Genomic DNA, 20,324 nt, shown 5'->3' on the forward strand with positions numbered 1-20,324 from the left:
CGATAGGGATCATCTCTCTCGTACGACGACGAAGTCCGCGAGCGCGACGAGCTGCGCGCGGACCGGTGCGGGCATGTCCACCTCGTCCAGTGCGGCGATGGCGGTGGCGTGCTGGCGGCGGGCCTCCTGGGAGGTCCACTCGCGGCCGCCGGCCTCCTCGATGAGGGCCGCGCGCGAGGCGAACTCCTCCTCGGTGAAGTCGGCGATCTCGTCCTCGCTCTTCTTCGCGTCGGCCGCGAGGATGCCGGCGAGGCGTTCGGCGGCCGGGTTGTCGGCGGCCAGGGCGGCGACGACGGGCAGCGACTTCTTGCGCTGCCGCAGGTCGCTCCAGGTCTGCTTGCCGGTGGCCTCCGGGTCGCCCCAGATGCCGAGCAGGTCGTCGACGGCCTGGAAGGCGAGACCGAGGTGGTAGCCGTAGCGCTCCAGGGTGTCGGCGGTGCGGTCGTCGGCGCCGCCGAGGACGGCGCCGATGGAGACGGCGCAGGCGAGCAGCGCGCCGGTCTTGTTGCCCTCCATCTCCAGGCACTCCTGAACGGTGACCCGCTCGCGGTGCTCGTAGGAGATGTCCTGGGCCTGGCCGTCGATGAGCTTGCGGGTGGCGACGGTGAGGCGGCGGGTGGCGCGGCCGGCCTCGACCGTGCCGAGCTCCAGCAGGATCTCGTTGGCGAGGGCAAACAGCGCGTCGCCGACGAGGATGGCCTGGGCCGGGCCGTGCACCTTCCACACCGTGTCGCGGTGGCGGCGCTGCTCGTCGCCGTCCATCAGGTCGTCGTGCAGCAGCGAGAAGTTGTGGACCAGTTCCACGGCGACCGCGCCGGGCACGCCGACCTCCGGCGGCTGTCCGGCGGCCTGCGCGGACAGCAGCGCGAGCGCGGGGCGCACGGCCTTGCCGCCGTCGCCGTCCGAGGGGCGTCCGGCGGCGTCGATCCAGCCGAAGTGGTACGCGGCGACGGTGTCCATGGGAGACGCGAGGCGGTCCACGGCGGCACGCAGCACGGGAGTGGCGAGCCGCCGCCCGCGCTCCAGCAGCGCGGTGACGCTCTCGGTGTCGATAGCTGGGGAAGCCGGATGCACGGTTTCTCCTCTGTTTCCGGTGCTCGTGCTCGTGCGAGCGCTCGTACTCGTGCTCGTGGTCATGCCACCTCCTGGGGCAACTGGCCCTGGGGGAAGCCGAGTTCGGTGAGTGCCTCGCGAACGGCGCCGAGGCCGCTGCGAACAGCGCTTTCCATGGTCGCGGGCCACCCGGTGGCGGTCCACGCACCGGCCAGGTACAGGCCGGGGTTCTGTGTGCGGGCGGCGGGGCGCAGCCGGCCGACGCCCGGGGTGGGCGCGAACGTCGCGGTGCGTTCGCGGGTGACGAAGAAGTCGCGGACGCCGGCCCCGCGCGCGGCGGGCAACAGGCGTGCCAGCTCCGGCAGATAGCGCTCGCGCAGTTCGGCCACCGGCCGGTCGATGTCGTCCTGCGCGGCGGACTGCGAGACGGCCAGGTACTGGCTGCCGGCGCCGCCGGGCAGGGCGGCGAGCCCGGAGGCTTCCGTACGGTCGAAGACCCACTGCACAGGCGATCCCAGCGCCGCGAAGAACGTCCCCCTCAACGGACCTGACGGTCCGGGGGGCGCCCCCAGCTTGAGCACCGGCCGGTCGTAGACGACATGCAGGTTCAGGATCGGCGCCGTGCCGATGTCCAGCAGCCGGTCCTGCCCGTCGAGGCTGCCGGCGGGCAGCAGGGCGTGCGTCTCGCGCTGCGGCAGGGCCAGTACGACCGTGTCGGCGGCCAGCTGCTCACGGCCGTGCGGGCCGTTGTCGACCGTCACCCGCCAGGACCCGTCCTCGGTACGGTCCAGGCCGCTCGCGCGGGTGCGCAGCTCGACGCGGACGCCCGCCTTCTCCAGGGCCTCGCGGGCGAGCGCGTCGTGCACCTCGCCGAGCGGCACCCGGGCCCAGCCGATGTCGGCGGCGCCGTTGTCGGACAGCAGGCCGGTCTTGAAGACCTTGGCGGCCAGGCCGAGCGAGGCGTCGCCGGCCCGTGCGTTCAGCGTCGCGACGCCGACCAGGTCCCACAGCGCCTCGACGGCGCGCGGCGACTGGCCGTGCCGGCGCAGCCAGGAGGCGAAGTCCACGCCGTCCAGCCGCGGGTCCTCGGGGTCGAGCTTCTTCAGGGCCAGTGCCGCGCGGCCGACGTTCGCCCGCTCGGCGAGCGAGAGGTGCGGGTAGGTCGCCAGGCTCCTGGCCAGGTGCAGCGGTACGGGCAGGGCGGTACGCCGCAGCCGCCCCAGCCGCAGGCCGTCGGCGTCCAGCACCGGGACGTCCATCCGGTCCTGGAGGGGCACCAGGTCCCGGGCGCCGACCCGGTCGAGGAACCAGCCGTACGCCGTGCAGCAGCGCAGGTAGACGTGCTGGCCGTTGTCGACGGTCAGCTCGCCCACCGCGGACTCGCGGCGGAAGGAGAAGACCAGGCCGCCGAGCCGGGGCCGGCCCTCGACGAGGGTGACGCGCAGCCCCGCGTCGGCCAGCGCCAGCGCTGCCGTGATACCGGCGAGACCGCCCCCAATGACCACCGCAGCCGCCCCATCGGGACGGCCTGCCTCATGTGCATCGTGCCGGTCGGGCCGCATCCGTTGCGATGTCATTCGCCCTCCCTGATTACTGTCGTCAGGGACGCAGCGGCCCGGCGGAGGGTTGCCCGCCGCTTGGACCGCCGCCGTGGCCCTGAGCTGGGCTCGTCGGCCCCGTCCGGCTCCCGCCCCGTCATCCGCGCCTCCTCGCGGGCGGCCGGCCCGCCGCCCGCGCCGCCTGCCGGCGGCCGATCGCCCGTGCGTCGAAACCCGAGAGCCCGCGCACGGCCACGAACGCCTTCTCCCGGCCGGGCAGCGAGACCCGGCCGCGCAGCACCGCCTCCGGATCGGCGGCGATCCGCGCGAGCAGCCGGTGGTAGATCCCCGCCATGGCGGCCACACAGGCTCCGCTGCGCCGGTCGAGCATGGGCAGCAGCCTGAATCCCTGGTCGAACAGGGCGCGGGCGCGCCGTACTTCGAAGTGGACCAGTCCGGTGAAGTCGGCGCCGGGCGGCGGGACCGGACTGTGGAAGCCCACCGAGCAGCCGAACTTGGCGAGGTCGTCGGAAGGCAGGTACGTACGGCCGTTTCCCGCGTCCTCGCGAACGTCTCTCAGGATATTGGTCAGTTGGAGGGCCAGCCCGAGCGTATCGGCGTATTCGGCGGCGCGTGCGGTGTCCGGTGCGCCGGGGACCGTGCCGAACACCCCCAGCGAGAGGCGGCCGATCGCGCCCGCCACACAGCGGCAGTAGACCTTCAGGTCGTCCCAAGTCTCGTAGGTCTCGCCGCGTACGTCCATCAGGACGCCGTCGATCAGCTCGTCCAGTCCGCCGAGCGGGATGGGGAAGCGCCGGGACGCGTCGGCCAGCGCCACCGCCACCGGGTCGGTGTCGTCCTCGTCGACCGCGCCGTCCTGGATACGGGCGAGCAGGGCGCGGGTGTCCTCCAGCCGCCGCTCCTTGGCGTCGTTCGCCAGCGGGCCGTCGCCGATGTCGTCGACCCGGCGCGAGAAGGCGTAGAGCGCCGACATGGCCTGCCGCTTGTCGGTCGGCAACAGCCGGATGCCGTAGGCGAAGTTACGTGCCTGCTGCCCGGTCACGGCCTCGCAGTAACGGTACGCAGCGAGCACCGGCGCGGACGCGTGTGCGATGTCCTCCACGGTCCGACTCACCCCTTTCTTCGCAATGTCGCCCGCACCTCGCGCAGCAGGCTGAGCTTGGTCGGCTTGGGCGGTCCAGGGAGCACGTCGTGGTCGGCGGCCGCGACCGCCCGGAGTGCGGCGCGTCCGCCGCCGACGAAACCGGCGAGCAGCAGCTTGAGCCTGCCGTGGACGCTACCCACCAGCGGGGTGCCTTCATTCAGCAGCGCGCGGGCGCGTTCCGCCTCGTACGCGATGAGCGCGCGCACCGGTGCGCCCCCTGTCGGCGCGGCGAGGTCCCGCTCGGTGACGCCGAAGCGCTTCATGTCCTCGCCCGGCAGGTAGACGCGGTCCCGGCGCAGGTCCTCGGCGACGTCCTGGAGGTGCTCGACGATCTGCAGGCCGGTGCACACGGCGTCCGAGGCCCGGATGCGCTCGGGGCTGGCGGTGCCGGTGATGCCCAGGACGAGCCGGCCGACGGGGTTGGCGGACAGCTCGCAGTAGGCGAGCAGGTCGCCGTACGCCGGATAGCGGCCGACCCGCTGGTCCTGCCGGTTGGCCTCGATCAGGCCGAGGAAGGGCTCGGGGGTCAGGCCGCAGCGGCGCACGGTGGGGCCCAGGCGGCGCATCAGGGGGTGCAGCGGGCCGGGGGCCCGGTCGCTGAAGACGCGGTGGAGGTCCGCCTCCAGCGCGTCGAGCAGGGCCAGGGTGTCTCCGCTCTGCGCCGGGTCCAGGCCCAGGCGCCGGGCGTCGCCGCCGCCGGGCGCCAGGTCGCCGTCGCCGATGTCGTCCACGAGGCGGGCGAAGCCGTAGACGGCCATCAGATCCTGCCGCCAGGCGCGGGGCAGGAAGAACGGCGCCACCGGGAAGTTCTCGTGCGCGGCCTGGTCCAGGACGGTGCGCGACTGCGCGTCGTCGTCGCGGGCGCCGTCCGGCACCCGCTGCCGGACGAGGACGTCGCGTGCCCGTGCCATCCCTCGGCTCACCGGAGGCTGCCCGGCGCGCTTCGGGGCCGGAGAGTTCCAGTAGCCATTGCCGTCACGCCTCCCGTTCTACACCGCAAAGCCAAAGCATCCCATTTCGGACACGCCGCATGCCGCGACCCACCCGATCGAACCCCCGGTCTCCAGGGCGGGTACGCATTGCCCGACTTGTGCCACTTGTGCTGTTCAGTACCCGTACAGCTTACGCCGTACATCTCTCCGGCGTCCGAGGGGGTACCGAACCGCGAAGCAACGATCCGGTCAACATCCAACCGGCCCGAACTGTTCCCGTTTCCGGCCCAGTTGACCATCTGTTAACGATCTTTGGACCTGCGGACAACCTTCCGCCTCCGTCCCGGCAACGATCAACGGCCCCCGCGAGCCGGACTCGCGGGGGCCGTGCGGCGCGCTGCGGGCTACTTGCCCGTCTCCTTCTCGTACGCCTTGATCACCTCGTCGGTCGGTCCGTCCATCATCAGCTCGCCCTTCTCCAGCCACAGCACCCGGTCGCAGGTGTCCCTGATCGACTTGTTGTTGTGACTGACCAGGAAGACCGTGCCGGCCTCCTTGCGCAGCTCGCGGATGCGGGCCTCGGAGCGCTTCTGGAACGCCCGGTCACCCGTCGCCAGCGCCTCGTCGATCATGAGCACGTCGTGGTCCTTGGCCGCCGCGATGGAGAAGCGCAGCCGCGCCCCCATGCCGGAGGAGTACGTGCGCATCGGCAGCGAGATGAAGTCGCCCTTCTCGTTGATGCCGGAGAAGTCGACGATGCTCTGGTAGCGCTCGTGCACCTGCTCGCGGGACATGCCCATCGCCAGGCCGCCGAGGATGACGTTCTTCTCGCCGGTCAGGTCGTTCATCAGGGCCGCGTTCACGCCCAGCAGCGACGGCTGGCCGTGCGAGTAGACCTTGCCGCGCTCCGCGGGCAGCAGTCCGGCGACGGCCTTGAGCAGCGTCGACTTGCCCGAGCCGTTCGAGCCGATCAGCCCGATCGACTCGCCGCGGTACGCGGTGAAGCTGACGCCCTTGACCGCGTGCACCTCGCGCACCCCGCTGGACGGCTTGCGGCGGATGATGCGGTTCAGGGCCGCGGTGGCGCTGCCCTTGCCCGCTCCGGTGCCGTACACCCGGTACACGATGTGCAGGTCGTCCGCGATCACGGTGGGAACGCGGGTGGTGTCCGCCGTCTGCGCGGCGCCCTCTTGCTCAGCCACGGCCGTAGCGCTCCTCAGCCTTCCAGAAGTACACGAAGCCGGCGACGCCCATCACCAGCGCCCAGCCGACGGCCAGCGGCCACACGTGCGGCGGCAGCTTGTCGGAGGTGAAGCTGTCGATCAGCGCGAACCGCATCAGGTCGATGAAGATCACGGCCGGGTTGCAGTCCAGCAGGACGTGCACGAAGGCCGGGACCGCCTTCTCCTTGAGGATCTGGTCGATGCTGAACATCACGCCGGACGCGTACATCCACGTCCGCATGATGAAGGGCATCAGCTGCGCCAGGTCGGGGGTCTTGCTGCCCAGGCGGGCCATGACCATCGCGAGCCCGGTGTTGAAGACGAACTGCAGCACCAGTGCCGGGATCGCCAGCAGCCAGGACCAGGTGGGCACCTGCCCGTAGCCCAGCAGGATGAGGACCAGCACGCCCATCGAGAACAGCAGCTGCTGGAGCTGCATCAGGCAGAACGAGATGGGCAGGCAGGCGCGCGGGAAGTGCAGGGCGCGCACCAGGCCCAGGTTCCCGGAGATCGCGCGGGTGCCGGCCATCACCGAGCTCTGCGTGAAGGTGAAGATGAAGACGCCGGTGACCAGGAAGGGCACATAGTCCTCGACCCCGCGGCTGGTGCCGATCAGCAGGCCGAAGATGAGGTAGTAGACGAGCGCGTTCAGCAGGGGCGTCACCACCTGCCACACCTGGCCCAGCTTCGCCTGGCTGTACTGCGCGGTCAGCTTCGCGCTGGCGAAGGCGGAGATGAAGTGCCGCCGGTCCCACAGCTGCCGTACGTACTCCGGCAGGCTGGGCCGGGCGCCGCTCTGCGTCAGCCCGTACTTGCGGGCCAGCTCGGCGCGGGACAGCCCGTCGTCGGATGTTGGCGGGGCACTCATGGCGACCGCACTGTCGTGCGTAGTCTCGCTCACTGTTGACACTTTCGTCCTCAAGGTGCGCTGCCGGGGCCGTGCCCCGGGTTCGCGCCTGATGCTCTCAGATACGAGCTTGTCAGATGACGGGAGGGCGGCCCAGCCGGGTCAGGCGCCACACGGTACGCCACTTCATGGGACGCCTGGGACCACAGGACGTGGCCCAGCCCTCCTTGAAGCCGCCCAGCCAGGCACGCAGGGCGGGCCGCGAGGGCCGCCGGGCCAGGGTGAGCAGGAACCAGACACCGAGATAGACCGGAACCAGCGGGGCCGGGAGATTGCGGCGGGCCAGCCAGACCCGGTTGCGGGCCACCATGCGGTGGTAGACCGCGTGCCGGCTGGGGGCGTGGGTGGGGTGCAGCAGCACCATGTCCGACCGGTAGTCGATCATCCAGCCCGCGTCCAGGGCCCGCCACGCCAGGTCGGTCTCCTCATGGGCGTAGAAGAAGTCGTCGGGCAGCCCGCCGACCTCCTCGAAGACCTTCGTGCGGACCGCGTTCGCGCCGCCGAGGAAGGTGGTGACGCGGGAGGACCGCATCGGGTCGGAGGCCCGCAGCCGCGGCACGTGCCGGCGCTGGGTCTCCCCCGTGTCCGGGTCCGCGATACGGAAGCTGATGATGCCCAGCTTCTTGTCGCGGGCGAACGCCTCGCGGCACAGCTCGGCCGTGTCCGCCCGCTCCAGCAGCCCGTCGTCGTCCAGGAACAGCAGCACGTCCACCTCGCTGCCGCCCGGTCCGAACGCCTCGATGCCGACGTTGCGCCCGGCCGGGATGCCGACGTTCTCCGGCAGCTCCACGGTCCGTACGCCGTCGGGCAGCGGCGGCAGCGGCGAGCCGTTGCCGACGACCACGACCTCGATGTGCTCGCCGTGCTGCTTGGCGACCGAGTCGAGCAGCGCGCGCAGCTCGTCGGGGCGGTTGCCCATGGTCAGGACGACAGCGCCGACCTTCATCTCTCGCGCCCCCGTCACTTGAGCCTGCTGGAGGCGAGGATGGACACCAGGTGCAGCACGGTCTGCAGGAGCGCGATACCGGCCATCACCGCGACACCGAGCCGCGAGAAGAACAGGTCGCCCCGTACCGCGTCCACGACCGCCAGGAGCAGGATCACCAGCGACGCCTCGATGCCGAGGATCAGCCGGTGGAACTTCAGCGCCGCGGCCGCCTTGCGGGCCAGCGCCATGCCGGACGAGCGCGGCTCGGACGCGGCTTCCTTGACCGGCGGCAGTCCGCCCTGGTGGCGGGCCACGCCGACCAGGTCGGTCTCCGCCTTGATCAGGATCGCGCCGAGGGCGGCGAGGGTGCCGAGGAAGGCCCACAGCCAGTCGATCCGCCCGGAGCCCCACAGGTCGGCGGCGCGCAGGCCGAAGCCGACCAGTACGGCGGCGTCGGTGAGGTAGGCGCCTACCCGGTCCAGGTAGACCCCGCCGAGCGAGAACTGCTTCTTCCAGCGGGCCACCTCGCCGTCGACACAGTCGAGCAGCAGGTAGAGCTGGACCATCACCACCCCGAGCACGGCCCCCCAGACGCCCGGCACCAGCAGGGCCGGGGCGGCGAGGACGCCGCAGAGGGTCATCACATAGGTGAGCTGGTTCGGCGTGATCCTGGTGTTCACCAGGTACCGGTCGCAGCGCAGCGAGATCTCCCGCATGTACAGGCGACCGGCCCAGTGCTCACCGCTGCGCCGGTCCTTGACACCCGCGGGGTGCACGACCGGGCGGAGTTCAGCTACTGACGGCTTGTGCATAGTCGGCGTAGGCGTCCCTGATCTGGTCGGTGGACAGGTCGAGGTGTTCGAGGATCGTGTAGCGGCCCGGGCGGGTCTGCGGCGCGTACTCGACGGCCCGGACGAACTCCTCGTCGCTGAAGCCGATCTCGCCGGGCGTCACCGGCAGGCCGTGCCGCCTGAGCACCTCGATCATCAGCCCGCAGGTCTCCTTGTCCCCGCGCAGGTGCGTGGCGAAGGCGGCGCCGAGGCCGCACTGCTCGCCGTGGCTCGCCGCCCGCTTCGGGTACAGGAGGTCGAAGGCGTGGTTGATCTCGTGGCAGGCGCCGGAGGCCGGGCGGCTGTCGCCGGCCACCGACATGGAGATGCCGGTCAGGACCAGGCCCTCGGCCAGCACCTGGAGGAAGCCGTCGTCGCCGACGCCGCCGGGGTGGCGCAGCACGGCCTCGCCGGCCTGGCGTGCCATGGCGGCGGCCAGCCCGTCGATGTCCTCGCCGGTCTCGCGGTGCGACAGTTCCCAGTCGGCGACCGCGGAGATGTTGGAGATGGCGTCGCCGATCCCGGACCGTACGAAGCGGACCGGGGCCTCCCGGATGACGTCGAGGTCGATCACCACGGCGATCGGGTTGGGCACGCCGTACGAGCCGCGGCCCGCGTCGTTGTCGAGGGTGGCCACCGGCGAGCACAGGCCGTCGTGCGACAGGTTCGTCGCGACGGCGACCAGCGGCAGGCCGATCCGGGCCGCCGCGTACTTCGCACAGTCGATGATCTTGCCGCCGCCCAGGCCCACGACCGCGTCGTAGCGGCCCTTCTTCATGGCGTCGCCGAGCTTGATCGCCTCGTCCAGCGTGCCGCCGCCGACCTCGTACCAGTCGGCGCCGGGCAGCATCGGGCACAGCCGCTCGCGCAGCCGGGCGCCGGAGCCGCCGCTGATGGCGACGGCGAGCTTCCCGGACGCGGAGATGCGCTGGTCGGCCAGCAGGCCCGCCAGGTCGTCCAGTGCGCCGGCGCTGATGTCGACGACGACCGGGGACGGAATCAGGCGGGTCAGTACCGGCATGCGATCTCACGGCCCTTCGCGAGGTCGTCGTGGTTGTCGATCTCGACCCACGCGACCTCGCCGATCGGCGCCACGTCCACCTGGAAGCCGCGGTTGACCAGCTCCTGGTAGCCGTCCTCGTAGTACAGGTCGGGGTCGCGCTCGAAGGTGGCCTTCAGCGCGTCCGCCAGTTCCTCGGCGGCCGAGCCCTCGATGAGGGTGACGCCGATGTACTCGCCGGTGGCCTCGGCCGGGTCCATCAGCTTGGTGATCTTCTGGACGCCCTTGTCGGGGTCCACGACGACCTTCATCTCCTCGTCGGCCAGGTTCTTGACCGTGTCCAGCGCGAGGATGATCTTCTGGCCGTTGCCACGGGCGGCGAGCAGGGTCTTCTCGACGGAGACCGGGTGCACGGTGTCACCGTTGGCGAGGATCACGTCGTGCTTGATCGCGTCCCGGCCGCACCACAGGGAGTAGGCGTTGTTCCACTCCTCGGCCTTGTCGTTGTCGATGAGGGTGAGCTTGAGGCCGTACTTCTCCTCCAGCGCGGCCTTGCGCTCGTACACGGCCTCCTTGCGGTAGCCGACGATGATCGCGACCTCGGTCAGGCCGATCTCGGCGAAGTTGCCGAGCGTCAGGTCCAGGATGGTGGTGTCACCATCGACCGGCACCAGCGCCTTGGGCAGGGTGTCGGTGTAGGGACGCAGACGCCGTCCGGCGCCGGCGGCCAGCACGAGGCCGATCATGCGGGTTCTCCTTCATCGTGTACGGCGGGTGCTCCGGAGGACACCCAGAAACGGATGCTCTCGGCGAGCACCAGCAGCGCCAGGACCACTGCCAGGGCCGTCAGCGCGATTGTGAAACCTGTGGAGTGCAGCAGGGCCGCGAGGAGGACAACGACCAGCGTGCGCCCCTCGTGCCCGCCGGCGGCCCGCACCAGCCAGCGCGGCGGGGCTCCGGCGCCCACGCGGATGCGGTAGACGGTGTCGTAGTGATGGTAGGCGACCGCCGCGACCAGCCCGAACGCCGCGGGCAGCGCCTGGTCGACGCCGGAACGGGCCGCCACGACCAGGATGGCGACGTACTCGCCCGCACGGAACAGCGGGGGGACGAGCCAGTCGAGGGGGCCCTTCAGGGGGCGGGCGACGGCCTGGCCGGAGAACAGGGCGTAAATGACCGCGATCACCACGGCCGTCCACGTCATGGGCTCTTCCTGGAAGATCACCCAGGTCAGGAGGCAGGCCGTGCCCAGGAAAGCCATGACGGGGGCGGTGTAGGCACCGCCGCGGCCGCCGCGGGCGAACAGTTCGGCGAGCGGCCCGGAGTCCGCCAGGTCGGCGAGTGCGGCCGCCGCCCGGTCGGTACGGCGGGCGCGCCGCGTGAGCGAGCGCAGTACCCGGCCCGCCGTGGTGTAGCAGGCGGCCAGGGCGCAGCCGACGAGCAGCGCGTAGAAGACGATGCGCGGGGTGGTGCAGGCGGTCAGTACGGCGATCATGGCCCAGCGCTCGCCGATGGGCAGCACGATCATCCGGCGCACCCAGACCGTCCAGCCGACGCTGTCGAGCCGGTCGGACAGGGCCGCGGTGGGGCTGGTGTTGCCGGTGGCGTCGTGGTTCGCCTCGTTGAAGGAGAAGTCGACGACATGCCGGCAGGTCTGGAGCACCATCGCCCCCAGGGCCAGCGCCCACACGTCGTCGCCACCGCGCGCCGCGCCGAGCGCCAGGCCCGCGTAGTACGCGTACTCCTTCGCGCGGTCGAAGGTCGCATCGAGCCAGGCGCCCATCGTCGAGTACTGCAGCGAGTAGCGGGCGAGCTGCCCGTCGGTGCAGTCCAGGACGAAGGAGAAGATCAGGAGCAGCCCCGCGGCGATGAAGCCGCCGCGGCTGCCGGTGGCCGCGCAGCCCGCCGCGATCAGCGCGGTGAGCAGCGACGCGGTGGTGACCTGGTTGGGCGTCAGGCCGCGGCGCGCGCACCAGCGGGCCAGGTAGCGGGAGTACGGGCTGATGAAGAAGGTGGTGAAGAACCCGTCGCGGGCCTTGACGGCGGTACGCAGCCGTACGGCCTCGTCGTCGACGGCGGCGACGGCCTCCTCGGCGGCGGCGCGCTCGGCGGGCGTCAGCGGCACGGTCGCGACCAGGCTGCCCAGCTCGACGCTCTGCGGCGCGGCGTCCTCGGCCGCCATGCCCTCGGCGAGGGCGTCGGCGAGGACGTCCACGCGGTAGCGGGTGCCGGGGCCCGCGGGAACCGCGGTGGCGGCGCGCTTGAGCGCGGCGCGCGCCTCTGGCTGCGCCGTGACGGCGCCCGGCACGGCGGCGGCCGGGAAGCGCGGGTCGGTCAGCGCCAGCCGGAGGCTGTGCAGATGCCCGACGAAACGCGGGTCGACGACGGCGACGCGCTCATCGGCCGGGACCTCGGCGAGCGCGTCGGCCACGGCCGCGGCGCCGTCCGCCGTACGGACGTGGAAACCCAGCGAGCGCAGGGCGGCTTCGAGCGGCGACCCGGCGACCGGCGGACCGGTGAGGATGGCGGTCGACAGACGAACTCACTCCTTGGAAGCTGGCGAGGCCGCGCCGGTCGGTCCGCATTCGATACGGGCTACCCGGGCAGCGGGCGTGGCACACCTGGCCCCGAGGGGGTGGGTGGGCACGTCGGCAGAGGCTATCGGATCGCCGGATGCGGCCGTTCACCGCGCATTCACCGCACGATCGAGTGACCGCCGGCTGCGCCTGCCGCGATCATCATGGTGGATCGAAGCGCCCGTGAACAACTGACGCCCGCACGAGCCCCGGACATCGTGCCGGTTATGACACATCTGGCCATGCTTGGGCGGAATGCCGGGTGGGTGGGGTGGGTCACGGGGAGGGGCGGTTACGGGGTGGGGTCGGGCGAGGCGTGCGGTGTGGCGGGGCGGGGTGGGGCGGGTTTCGACGTCGGGCGGAGCGCCTACAGGCCACGTGCCACATACCCCCACCGGGGGTCTACCCAGCGGACGCGGACGGGAAGCACACCCCGGGCGGATGGGGCGGGTTTCGACGCCGGCTGAGCAGCTGGGGCAGGTTTCGACGCCGGGCGAGCGGCTGGGGCAGGTTTCGACGCCGGGCGGAGCGCCTACAGGCCACGTGCCACATACCCCCACCGGGGGTCTACCCAGCGGACGCGGACGGGAAGCGCGCCCCGGGCGGATGGGGGCGACCCCGCCCCACATCCCCGCAGGTCAGCGCATGACAACGGTGTTCAGCGTCGCGTTGCCGTATACCCCCCACCCGTAGTTCACTGCAAGGGCCGACGGCGTTCGCCGGGCGGCACGGGCGCGGCTCTCCGGGAGGCGTACGGCATGGGCGCAGGACACGACCACGGGGCCGGCGGGCGGGCCGGGGGCGGCGCGGGTTCCGGTACGGCGGCCGCCGCGTACCGCGGGCGGCTGCGCGGCGCGCTGGCGCTGACCTCGGGCGTCATGGTCGCCGAAATCGTCGGCAGTGCGATCACCGGCTCGCTGGCGCTGCTGGCCGATGCGGGGCACATGGCCACCGACGTGGTGGGGCTGGTCATGGCGCTGACGGCGATCCGCCTGGCGAACCGGCCGCCGTCGCCGCAGCGCACCTTCGGGCTCGCCCGAGCCGAGATCCTCGCGGCGGTGGCCAACGCGCTGCTGCTGTTCGGGGTGGGCGGATATGTGCTGGTCGCGGCGGTCCCGCGGTTCTTCGAGCCGGTCGAGGTCGAGGGCGGTACGGCCATGGTCTTCGGTGTCGTCGGCCTGCTGGCGAACCTGGTCTCGCTGGGCCTGCTGATGCGCGGGCAGCGCGACAGCCTCAATGTGCGCGGCGCGTTCCTGGAGGTGATGGCGGACGCGCTCGGGTCGGTGGCGGTCATCGTGGCGGCGCTGCTGGTCACCCTGACGGGCTGGTCCGCTGCCGACCCGATCGCGTCCATCGTGATCGGTCTGATGATCGTCCCGCGGACCTGGAAGCTGTTCCGGGAGTCCCTGGACGTCCTGCTGGAGACGGCTCCGAAGGGCGTGGACATGACGGAGGTACGGGCGCATCTGCTCGCGCTGCCGGGCGTGACGGGCGTCCACGACCTGCACGCCTGGACGATCACGTCCGGGATGCCGGTGCTGTCGGCCCACGTGGTCGTCGCCCCCAAGGCGCTGGACGCGATGGGCCACGAGAAGCTGCTGCACGACCTGCGCGGGTGTCTGGCCGGCCACTTCGCCGTCGAACACTGCACCTTCCAGCTCGAACCCGACGGCCATACGGCACATGAGGCGCAGCCGTGCCCATGATGCGGGCGCGCCTGGGGCAGACTTGAGCGGCGAGGAGACCTACGACAAGGATGGGCATGCCGATCACACCTGCCAACGGACAGACCGCCGGGACCGCGGCGGCGAACCCACCGGGCGACGCCGCCGAACCGATCTTGCTGGAGCTGGTCGACGAGGACGGCACGACGATCGGCACCGAGGAGAAGCTCACCGCGCACCAGCCCCCGGGCCTGCTGCACCGGGCGTTCTCGGTCTTCCTCTTCGACGACCGGGGGCGGCTGCTGCTCCAGCGCCGGGCGCTGGGCAAGTACCACTCCCCCGGTGTCTGGTCCAACACCTGCTGCGGCCACCCGTACCCGGGCGAGACGCCGTTCGCCGCCGCGGCGCGGCGCACCGCCGAGGAGCTGGGCGTGGCCCCGGCGCTGCTCGCCGAGGCCGGTACGGTCCGCTACAACCACCCGGACCCGGACTCCGGGCTGGTCGAGCAGGAGTACAACCACCTGTTCGTGGGGCTGGTGCGGGCCGCTCCCCGGCCGGACCCGGAAGAGGTCGGCGAGATCGCGTTCGTGACGCCGCGGGAGCTGGCCGAGCGGCACGAGCAGGCGCCGTTCTCGGCGTGGTTCATGACCGTGCTGGACGCGGCGCGGCCGGCCGTACGGGAGCTCACGGGGCCGGCGGCGGGCTGGTAGGCCCGTCCGCCGGCGGGGCGAGCGGCAATTCGGCCCAGACCGCCTTGCCGCCGCTCGCCGTGTGCTCGACGTCGCACTTGCCGCCCGCCTCGGCGGTGAGCATCTTGACCAGCCACAGGCCGCGCCCGCCGACGTCGCCCTCGTCCGCCTCGACGGCCTTGGGGCGGTACGGATGGTCGTCCTCGACGGCGACCCGGATCCAGCCCGCGCCGACGGTGACCTCGACGGCGATCTCCGGGGAGAGCAGTGCCGCGTGCTGCACGGCGTTGGTGACCAGTTCGGAGGCGATCAGCAGCAGGGCGTCCACGACCTCCTCCGCGACCGGTACGCGCTGCTGGGCGAGCAGGTCCCGGACCGCGTGCCGCGCCTGGGGCACCGAGGACTCCAGTGCCGGCGCGGTGAAGCGCCAGACACCTTCGTACGCGAGCGGGGCGGTCAGCTCCTCGGGGGGTTCGGCCGGTGGTCCGGAAGACATCCTCACGCTTCGAGTGTTGGTTCTGTGCTGGTCCGGACCGACCCGCTGAACAGAAGTCAGCCTCTATCGACGCCTTCTGACCGATAACGCAATCGGCGATCGGCCCTACGACCGATCCTGACCCTTTTGTTTCTCGTTCAAAGATTGGCCGGATGAGGCCGGTGGGCTGCCGGAGGCGTCCGGTGCGCCGTCCCCCGCGGCGCCGCGACCGCCCGCCACCATGCCGACGATCCGCCGGCCGCCGACCCCCGTCGCGATCAGGCCGAGCCCGTCGAAGAGCAGGGCGAGGGAGAAGAAGCAGCCGATCACATACCGGCTGCTGTGCGGCCAGTCGCCGAGCACCAGCACGCCCAGCAGGATGCCGAAGGCCCCCTGCACCAGCGTCCAGCCGAACTGCGGCCCCCGGACGACCGCGCCGCCGACCAGCCGGAAGACGCCGCCGGTCAGGAACAGCAGCGCGGCGAACATCGTCAGGCCGGCGGCGGCGACCCCCGGCTGCCGGATGACGACCACGCCCGCCGCGATGTTCAGGGCCGCCACGATCACCCCGAGCCAGAAGAAGCTGGAGCCGCGCGACTGGATCGCGTGCAGCAGCCCCACCACGCCGCCGATCAGCAGCAGCCAGCCGAACAGCAGCATCGAGGTGAGGGTCGCGAACCCGACGTACACCAGACCCACCAGGCCCGCGAGCACCAGGATCGCGCCGAGCACCGCCAGCCAGGCGAAGCCGCGCCGCAGCTCTCCCGCCTCCCGTGTCCCCGGGGACGTGCCACGCGCCGAGCGCTTCGAGGATCTGCTTGTGCCGATCATCACCGCCTCCTCACGGACGCCTTTGTCCCGGTATACCCCCTTCGGAACCGGATGGCAGCGCGCAGACGCCAGCAGGCCCGGTGCTCGTCATGAGCACCGGGCCTGCTGCGGAAGTAGCGGGGACAGGATTTGAACCTGCGACCTCTGGGTTATGAGCCCAGCGAGCTACCGAGCTGCTCCACCCCGCGTCGGTACCGCCCACCCTACGGGGCGCTGGTGCCGTACGCCAAATCGCCGGGCAATCACTTCCCGACGAGGTGTGCGGTCAGGCGGGAGAGCAGGGCGACGCACTCCCGCAGCTGCCGCCGCTCCTCGGGGCCGCAGGTGTCGCGGATGGCGGCGTTGAGCGTACGGGCCCGCCGCTCGCGTTCGCGTCGCAGGCGGGCGCGGCCGGCGTCCGTGATGTGCACCAGGAGCTTGCGACCGTCGCCGGGGTGGGGCTCGGTACGCGCCAGGCCGCCGCCGACGAGGTCCTTCACGGATTTGGCGGCCGACTGGTGCGTGACACCGCGCCGCTGGGCGAGGTCGGCCGTGGTGAGCGGGCCGCCCCGGTCGAGGAAGCCGAGGACGGCCGCCTCTCCGGGCGGCATGGTGTCCACCGCCCGTACCGCCCGCACCAGCTCGCCGATCGACTGCCGCAGATCCTCGGCCAGCGCGTCTTCGGTCAGCGCGTCTTCGGTCAGCGGATCTTCGACCGGCACGTCTTCGTCCATGCCCCGCATCCTACCCGGCCTTATAGAAGCCAGTTGTACAACTTAGTTGTACAGTTCGCTCGTACAGCCCCCGAGCGGAAGGCCCTTCCCATGCAGCTCACCAAGTTCGGCCACGCCTGTGTCCGCGTCGAGAAGGACGGCCGTCGCCTGGTCGTCGACCCGGGTGGGCTGACCGGCCCGGAAGCCCTGGACGGCGCCGACGCGGTCCTGGTCACGCACGAGCACTTCGACCACTTCTCGGAGGAGACGCTGCGCCGGGCGGCCGAGCGCAACCCGCGCCTGCGTGTCTGGACCAACTCCGCCGTCGCCGCGCGGCTGGACGGTCTCGGCACCCGTGTCACCGCCGTCGGGGACGGGGAGACGTTCACCGCGGAGGGCTTCGACGTGCAGGTCCACGGCACCTGGCACGCGGTGATCCACCCCGATGTCCCGCGCGTCACCAACGTCGGGTTCCTCATCGACGGCGCCCTCTTCCACCCCGGGGACGCCCTGACCGTCCCCGGGACCCCCGTCGACACGCTGCTGCTGCCGGTGCACGCCCCCTGGTCCACGACCGGCCACCTGATCGACTACGTCCGCGAGGTCGCCCCGCGGGACGCCTACGCGATTCACGACGGCGCCCTCAATGACATCGGCACCGCGATGGTCGACGGCTTCCTGGGCGAACGCGGCCCCGGTGTGCCCGCGCGCTACCGGCGCCTGGCTCCGGGCGCCACCGTCCGGATCGGCCTCAGCGAACGCGCTCGGTGATACGCCCCGCCCCGACCTCGATCCGGCGGGTGGTGTGCACCGCTTCCAGCATCCGCCGGTCGTGAGTGACCAGCAGCAGCGTCCCCTGGTAGGAGGCGAGCGCGGACTCCAGCTGTTCGATCGCGGGCAGGTCGAGGTGGTTGGTGGGCTCGTCGAGGACCAGGAGGTTGACGCCGCGGCCCTGGAGAAGGGCGAGCGCGGCGCGGGTCCGCTCGCCCGGGGAGAGCGTGGCGGCGGGCCGCAGTACGTGGGCCGCCTTGAGGCCGAACTTGGCGAGCAGCGTCCGTACGTCGGCCGGGGACATCTCCGGAACGGCGTTGCGGAACGCGTCCGCCAGCGGCTCGTCCCCGAGGAACGCGCCACGCGCCTGGTCCACCTCGCCGACGACGACGCCGGGCCCCAGCGCGGCGTGCCCGGCGTCCAGCGGCAGCCGGCCCAGCAGGGCGGCGAGCAGGGTGGACTTGCCCGAGCCGTTGGGGCCGGTGACGGCGACCCGGTCCGCCCAGTCGATCTGGAGGTCCACCGGGCCGAAGCGGAAGTCCCCGCGCCGCACCTCGGCACCGCGCAGGGTGGCCACCACCGCGCCCGCGCGCGGCGCCGCGGCGATCTCCATGCGCAGCTCCCACTCCTTGCGCGGCTCCTCGACGGCGCCGGCGTCCAGGCGCTCGATCATGCGCTGGGTCTGCTTGGCCTTGGCGGCCTGCTTCTCGGTGGACTCCGTACGGAACTTGCGGCCGATCTTGTCGTTGTCGGTGGCCTTGCGCCGGGCGTTCTTGACGCCCTTTTCCATCCAGTTGCGCTGGGTGTGGGCGCGCGCTTCGAGGGCCGCCCTGGTGTCCGCGTACTCCTCGTACTCCTCGCGGGCGTGGCGGCGGGCCCGTTCGCGCTCCTCCAGGTACGCGGCATAGCCGCCGCCGTAGGTGTTGACCTGCTGCTGGGCGAGGTCCAGTTCGAGGACGCGGGTGACCGTACGGGTCAGGAACTCGCGGTCGTGGCTGACCAGGACCGTACCGGCGCGCAGGCCGGTGACGAACTCCTCCAGCCGGGCCAGGCCGTCCAGGTCGAGGTCGTTGGTGGGCTCGTCCAGCAGGAAGACGTCGTAGCGCGAGAGCAGCAGCGAGGCGAGGGAGGCGCGGGCGGCCTGGCCGCCGGACAGGGAGGTCATGGGCTGGTCGAGGCCGACGGCGAGGCCGAGCTGGGCGGCGGTCTCCTCGGCGCGCTCGTCGAGGTCGGCGGCGCCGAGCGAGAGCCAGCGTTCCAGGGCGGTGGCATACGCGTCGTCGGCGCCCGGCGCCTCGTCGACCAGTGCCTGGGTGGCGGCGTCCAGGGCCGCCTGGGCCGCGGTGACGCCGGTGCGGCGGGCGAGGAAGGCCCGTACCGACTCTCCAAGACGCCTGTCGGGCTCCTGCGGGAGGTGGCCGACGGTGGCGGTCGGCGGGCTCAGGCTCAGCCGGCCCTCCTCCGGGGTGTCCAGCCCGGCCAGCAGGCGCAGCAGCGTGGACTTGCCGGCGCCGTTGGCGCCGACCAGGCCGATGACGTCCCCGGGGGCGACCACGAGGTCGAGACCGGAGAACAGGACGCGTTCGCCGTGGCCGGCGGCGAGGGACTTGGCGACGAGGGTGGCGGAAGTGGCAGACATCAGACCGTCGATCGTATCCGGCCCGCTTTCGGGCGGTCGCCTCAATATCCGGTGGGCGCCTCCAGCCCCCAGCCCCCAGCCCCCAGCCCCCAGCCGATCGCCCCGGCCCCGGCCGTCACCGCGCCGTCCGGCGCCCGCCTTACCATCCGGGGCATGGAACCAGGGATCATCACACGCGTCAGTGACGGCACGGCGACCGTCATCCTCAGCCATCCCGCCAAGCGCAACGCCATGACGACGGGGATGTGGCGGGAGCTGCCGCCGCTGCTGGACCGGCTGGCGGCGGACCGTGCCGTACGGGTGCTGGTGCTGACCGGCGCGGGCGGTACGTTCTGCGCCGGCGCGGACATCGGGTCGCTGCGCGGGTCGGCGGAGGCGGAGAAGGGGCTGGCGACGGCCGCCGAGGAGGCGCTCGCGGCGTTTCCCAAGCCGACGCTGGCGGCGATACGCGGCTACTGCGTGGGCGGCGGCTGCCAGCTGGCGGCCGCGTGCGATCTGCGGTTCGCGGAGGAGGGCGCGCAGTTCGGGGTACCGCCCGCGAAGCTGGGGATCGTCTACCCGGCCACGTCCACCCGGCGGCTGGTGCGCCTGGTCGGCCCGTCGACCGCCAAGTACCTGCTGTTCTCGGGCGAGTTGATCGGCTGCGCGCGGGCGCTGCGGACCGGGCTGCTGGACGAGGTGCTGCCGGAAGGGGAGCTGGACAAGCGGGTGGCGCGGTTCACCGCCGTACTGGCGAGCCGGTCGCAGCTGACGCAGGCCGCGGCGAAGGAGTTCGCGGACGGTCCCGCGGACGGGGAGCGGGTCGCCCACTGGGAGGCGCAGGCGCACGAAAGCGGCGACACCGCGGAGGGTGTCGCCGCTTTCCTGGAACGCCGGGAGCCGCGTTTCACCTGGTCGGTGAGGTGAATCGAGCGGCTCCCGGCGGGCCGTGCGACGGGCGGACCCCCGTGGGTCAGGTGACCTCGCCGTCCGTCTTGAGGGTCAGGCGTACGTTGGTGTCGGCGGCGCCGTTGTTGGTGACGCAGGCGGTGTAGTCGCCGACGCCGGGCCAGCCCGCCCAGGTGTCCCGCAGTTCCGCGGCGTACGCGGTGACCAGGCCGGGTGAGCCGGTGCCGGGCACGGTCGCGCCCTGGTACTGGAGCTTGAACTTGGCGCCCTGGCCCGTCGCCCTGCCGTCCGCGCGCACCGTGTGCTGGGCGGACTGCTGCACGCAGCGCTGCTCGCCCGGGTGCAGGGTCCCGCCGTAGAACTGCGAGGCGGCGGCCGGTCCGGCGGCCGACAGGGCCAGTCCGGCGGCCGAGGCGGCGGCGAACGCGACGCCCATGACGGTGGTGGTCCTGCGGTTCATCTTCCTTCGCCCCCTGAGTCGTTGGTGTGCGGCACCCAGGAAGCTAGGCGCGGTGAACGCCCG

General features: G+C 72.2%; 20 protein-coding genes and 1 tRNA gene. 4 read left to right on the forward strand and 17 right to left on the reverse strand.

The features are described from left to right. Nucleotides 1–9 precede the first annotated feature (9 nt). From CP984_RS05680 to CP984_RS05730, 11 genes are all read right to left on the reverse strand, one after another. Nucleotides 10–1,074 carry a polyprenyl synthetase family protein gene (locus CP984_RS05680; protein WP_003981494.1) on the reverse strand — a complete coding sequence of 355 codons (1,065 nt, stop codon included), beginning with the start codon at nt 1,072–1,074 and terminating at the stop codon, nt 10–12. 59 nt (nt 1,075–1,133) lie between these two features. Next, nucleotides 1,134–2,615 carry a hydroxysqualene dehydroxylase HpnE gene (gene hpnE, locus CP984_RS05685; protein ID WP_043976764.1) on the reverse strand — a complete coding sequence of 494 codons (1,482 nt, stop codon included), beginning with the start codon at nt 2,613–2,615 and terminating at the stop codon, nt 1,134–1,136. A 133-nt stretch (nt 2,616–2,748) separates the two neighbouring features. Beyond that, entirely contained in the window at nt 2,749–3,726 is a 978-nt protein-coding gene (gene hpnD, locus CP984_RS05690; protein WP_078586811.1) for a presqualene diphosphate synthase HpnD, read from the reverse strand. Further along, nucleotides 3,723–4,667 (reverse strand): squalene synthase HpnC, encoded by a 945-nt coding sequence (gene hpnC / locus CP984_RS05695; RefSeq protein ID WP_003981491.1) that lies wholly within the window; start codon nt 4,665–4,667, stop codon nt 3,723–3,725. Before hpnC ends, hpnD begins: the two co-directional genes overlap by 4 nt. A gap of 425 nt (nt 4,668–5,092) precedes the next feature. Further along, the gene (locus tag CP984_RS05700) at nt 5,093–5,890 is read right to left on the reverse strand and encodes an ABC transporter ATP-binding protein (RefSeq protein WP_003981490.1); all 798 of its coding nucleotides are present in this window, start codon (nt 5,888–5,890) and stop codon (nt 5,093–5,095) included. Beyond that, nucleotides 5,883–6,812, reverse strand: a complete 930-nt coding sequence (locus CP984_RS05705; protein WP_003981489.1) for an ABC transporter permease — start codon at nt 6,810–6,812, stop codon at nt 5,883–5,885. Before CP984_RS05705 ends, CP984_RS05700 begins: the two co-directional genes overlap by 8 nt. Before the next feature lie 79 nt (nt 6,813–6,891). Next, nucleotides 6,892–7,764, reverse strand: coding sequence for a glycosyltransferase family 2 protein (locus tag CP984_RS05710; protein ID WP_003981488.1), 873 nt, complete (start codon nt 7,762–7,764; stop codon nt 6,892–6,894). 14 nt (nt 7,765–7,778) lie between these two features. Further along, nucleotides 7,779–8,558 (reverse strand): CDP-alcohol phosphatidyltransferase family protein, encoded by a 780-nt coding sequence (locus CP984_RS05715; protein WP_078575411.1) that lies wholly within the window; start codon nt 8,556–8,558, stop codon nt 7,779–7,781. Then, nucleotides 8,536–9,597, reverse strand: a complete 1,062-nt coding sequence (locus tag CP984_RS05720; protein WP_003981486.1) for an iron-containing alcohol dehydrogenase family protein — start codon at nt 9,595–9,597, stop codon at nt 8,536–8,538. Before CP984_RS05720 ends, CP984_RS05715 begins: the two co-directional genes overlap by 23 nt. Next, entirely contained in the window at nt 9,585–10,322 is a 738-nt protein-coding gene (locus CP984_RS05725; RefSeq protein WP_003981485.1) for a phosphocholine cytidylyltransferase family protein, read from the reverse strand. Before CP984_RS05725 ends, CP984_RS05720 begins: the two co-directional genes overlap by 13 nt. Beyond that, on the reverse strand, nt 10,319–12,112 hold the full coding sequence (locus CP984_RS05730) for a DUF5941 domain-containing protein (protein ID WP_030179328.1): 1,794 nt from the start codon (nt 12,110–12,112) through the stop codon (nt 10,319–10,321). Before CP984_RS05730 ends, CP984_RS05725 begins: the two co-directional genes overlap by 4 nt. 798 nt (nt 12,113–12,910) lie before the next feature. On the opposite strand from CP984_RS05730, the gene CP984_RS05740 reads away from it, so the two are divergent. Together CP984_RS05740 and idi are read left to right on the forward strand one after the other, a co-directional pair. Continuing rightward, complete coding sequence (locus CP984_RS05740) at nt 12,911–13,858, forward strand: cation diffusion facilitator family transporter (protein ID WP_003981483.1); 948 nt, start codon at nt 12,911–12,913, stop codon at nt 13,856–13,858. A gap of 56 nt (nt 13,859–13,914) precedes the next feature. After that, on the forward strand, nt 13,915–14,526 hold the full coding sequence (idi, locus tag CP984_RS05745) for an isopentenyl-diphosphate Delta-isomerase (RefSeq protein ID WP_003981482.1): 612 nt from the start codon (nt 13,915–13,917) through the stop codon (nt 14,524–14,526). On the opposite strand, the gene CP984_RS05750 is transcribed toward idi, so the two are convergent. The 4 genes from CP984_RS05750 to CP984_RS05765 all read right to left on the reverse strand — a co-directional run bounded on the left by CP984_RS05750 (nt 14,501) and on the right by CP984_RS05765 (nt 16,479). Further along, nucleotides 14,501–15,001: an ATP-binding protein gene (locus tag CP984_RS05750; RefSeq protein WP_003981481.1), complete on the reverse strand. Its 501-nt coding sequence runs from the start codon at nt 14,999–15,001 to the stop codon at nt 14,501–14,503. The genes idi and CP984_RS05750 overlap by 26 nt on opposite strands. Nucleotides 15,002–15,106: 105 nt before the next feature. Beyond that, nucleotides 15,107–15,811, reverse strand: coding sequence for an HdeD family acid-resistance protein (locus CP984_RS05755; RefSeq protein ID WP_003981480.1), 705 nt, complete (start codon nt 15,809–15,811; stop codon nt 15,107–15,109). A gap of 114 nt (nt 15,812–15,925) precedes the next feature. Next, a tRNA-Met gene (locus CP984_RS05760) sits at nt 15,926–15,999 on the reverse strand. A gap of 54 nt (nt 16,000–16,053) precedes the next feature. Next, nucleotides 16,054–16,479, reverse strand: a complete 426-nt coding sequence (locus CP984_RS05765) for a MarR family winged helix-turn-helix transcriptional regulator (protein ID WP_030183795.1) — start codon at nt 16,477–16,479, stop codon at nt 16,054–16,056. Nucleotides 16,480–16,614: 135 nt separating this feature from the next. On the opposite strand from CP984_RS05765, the gene CP984_RS05770 reads away from it, so the two are divergent. Beyond that, a complete protein-coding gene (locus tag CP984_RS05770) occupies nt 16,615–17,274 on the forward strand; it encodes an MBL fold metallo-hydrolase (protein WP_003981478.1) in 660 nt (219 codons plus the stop codon). Here the strand turns inward: CP984_RS05770 and CP984_RS05775 are convergent. Beyond that, nucleotides 17,255–18,913 (reverse strand): ABC-F family ATP-binding cassette domain-containing protein, encoded by a 1,659-nt coding sequence (locus CP984_RS05775; protein ID WP_003981477.1) that lies wholly within the window; start codon nt 18,911–18,913, stop codon nt 17,255–17,257. The genes CP984_RS05770 and CP984_RS05775 overlap by 20 nt on opposite strands. Before the next feature lie 153 nt (nt 18,914–19,066). Here CP984_RS05775 and CP984_RS05780 point away from each other — a divergent pair, with 153 nt between their 5' ends. After that, a complete protein-coding gene (locus CP984_RS05780; RefSeq protein WP_003981476.1) occupies nt 19,067–19,819 on the forward strand; it encodes an enoyl-CoA hydratase/isomerase family protein in 753 nt (250 codons plus the stop codon). Nucleotides 19,820–19,865: 46 nt separating this feature from the next. Here CP984_RS05780 and CP984_RS05785 read toward each other — a convergent pair whose 3' ends face one another. After that, nucleotides 19,866–20,261, reverse strand: coding sequence for a hypothetical protein (locus CP984_RS05785; protein ID WP_003981475.1), 396 nt, complete (start codon nt 20,259–20,261; stop codon nt 19,866–19,868). Nucleotides 20,262–20,324: the final 63 nt, after the last annotated feature.

The organism is Streptomyces rimosus, assembly GCF_008704655.1.
GTDB classification, from domain to species: Bacteria; Actinomycetota; Actinomycetes; order Streptomycetales; family Streptomycetaceae; genus Streptomyces; species Streptomyces rimosus.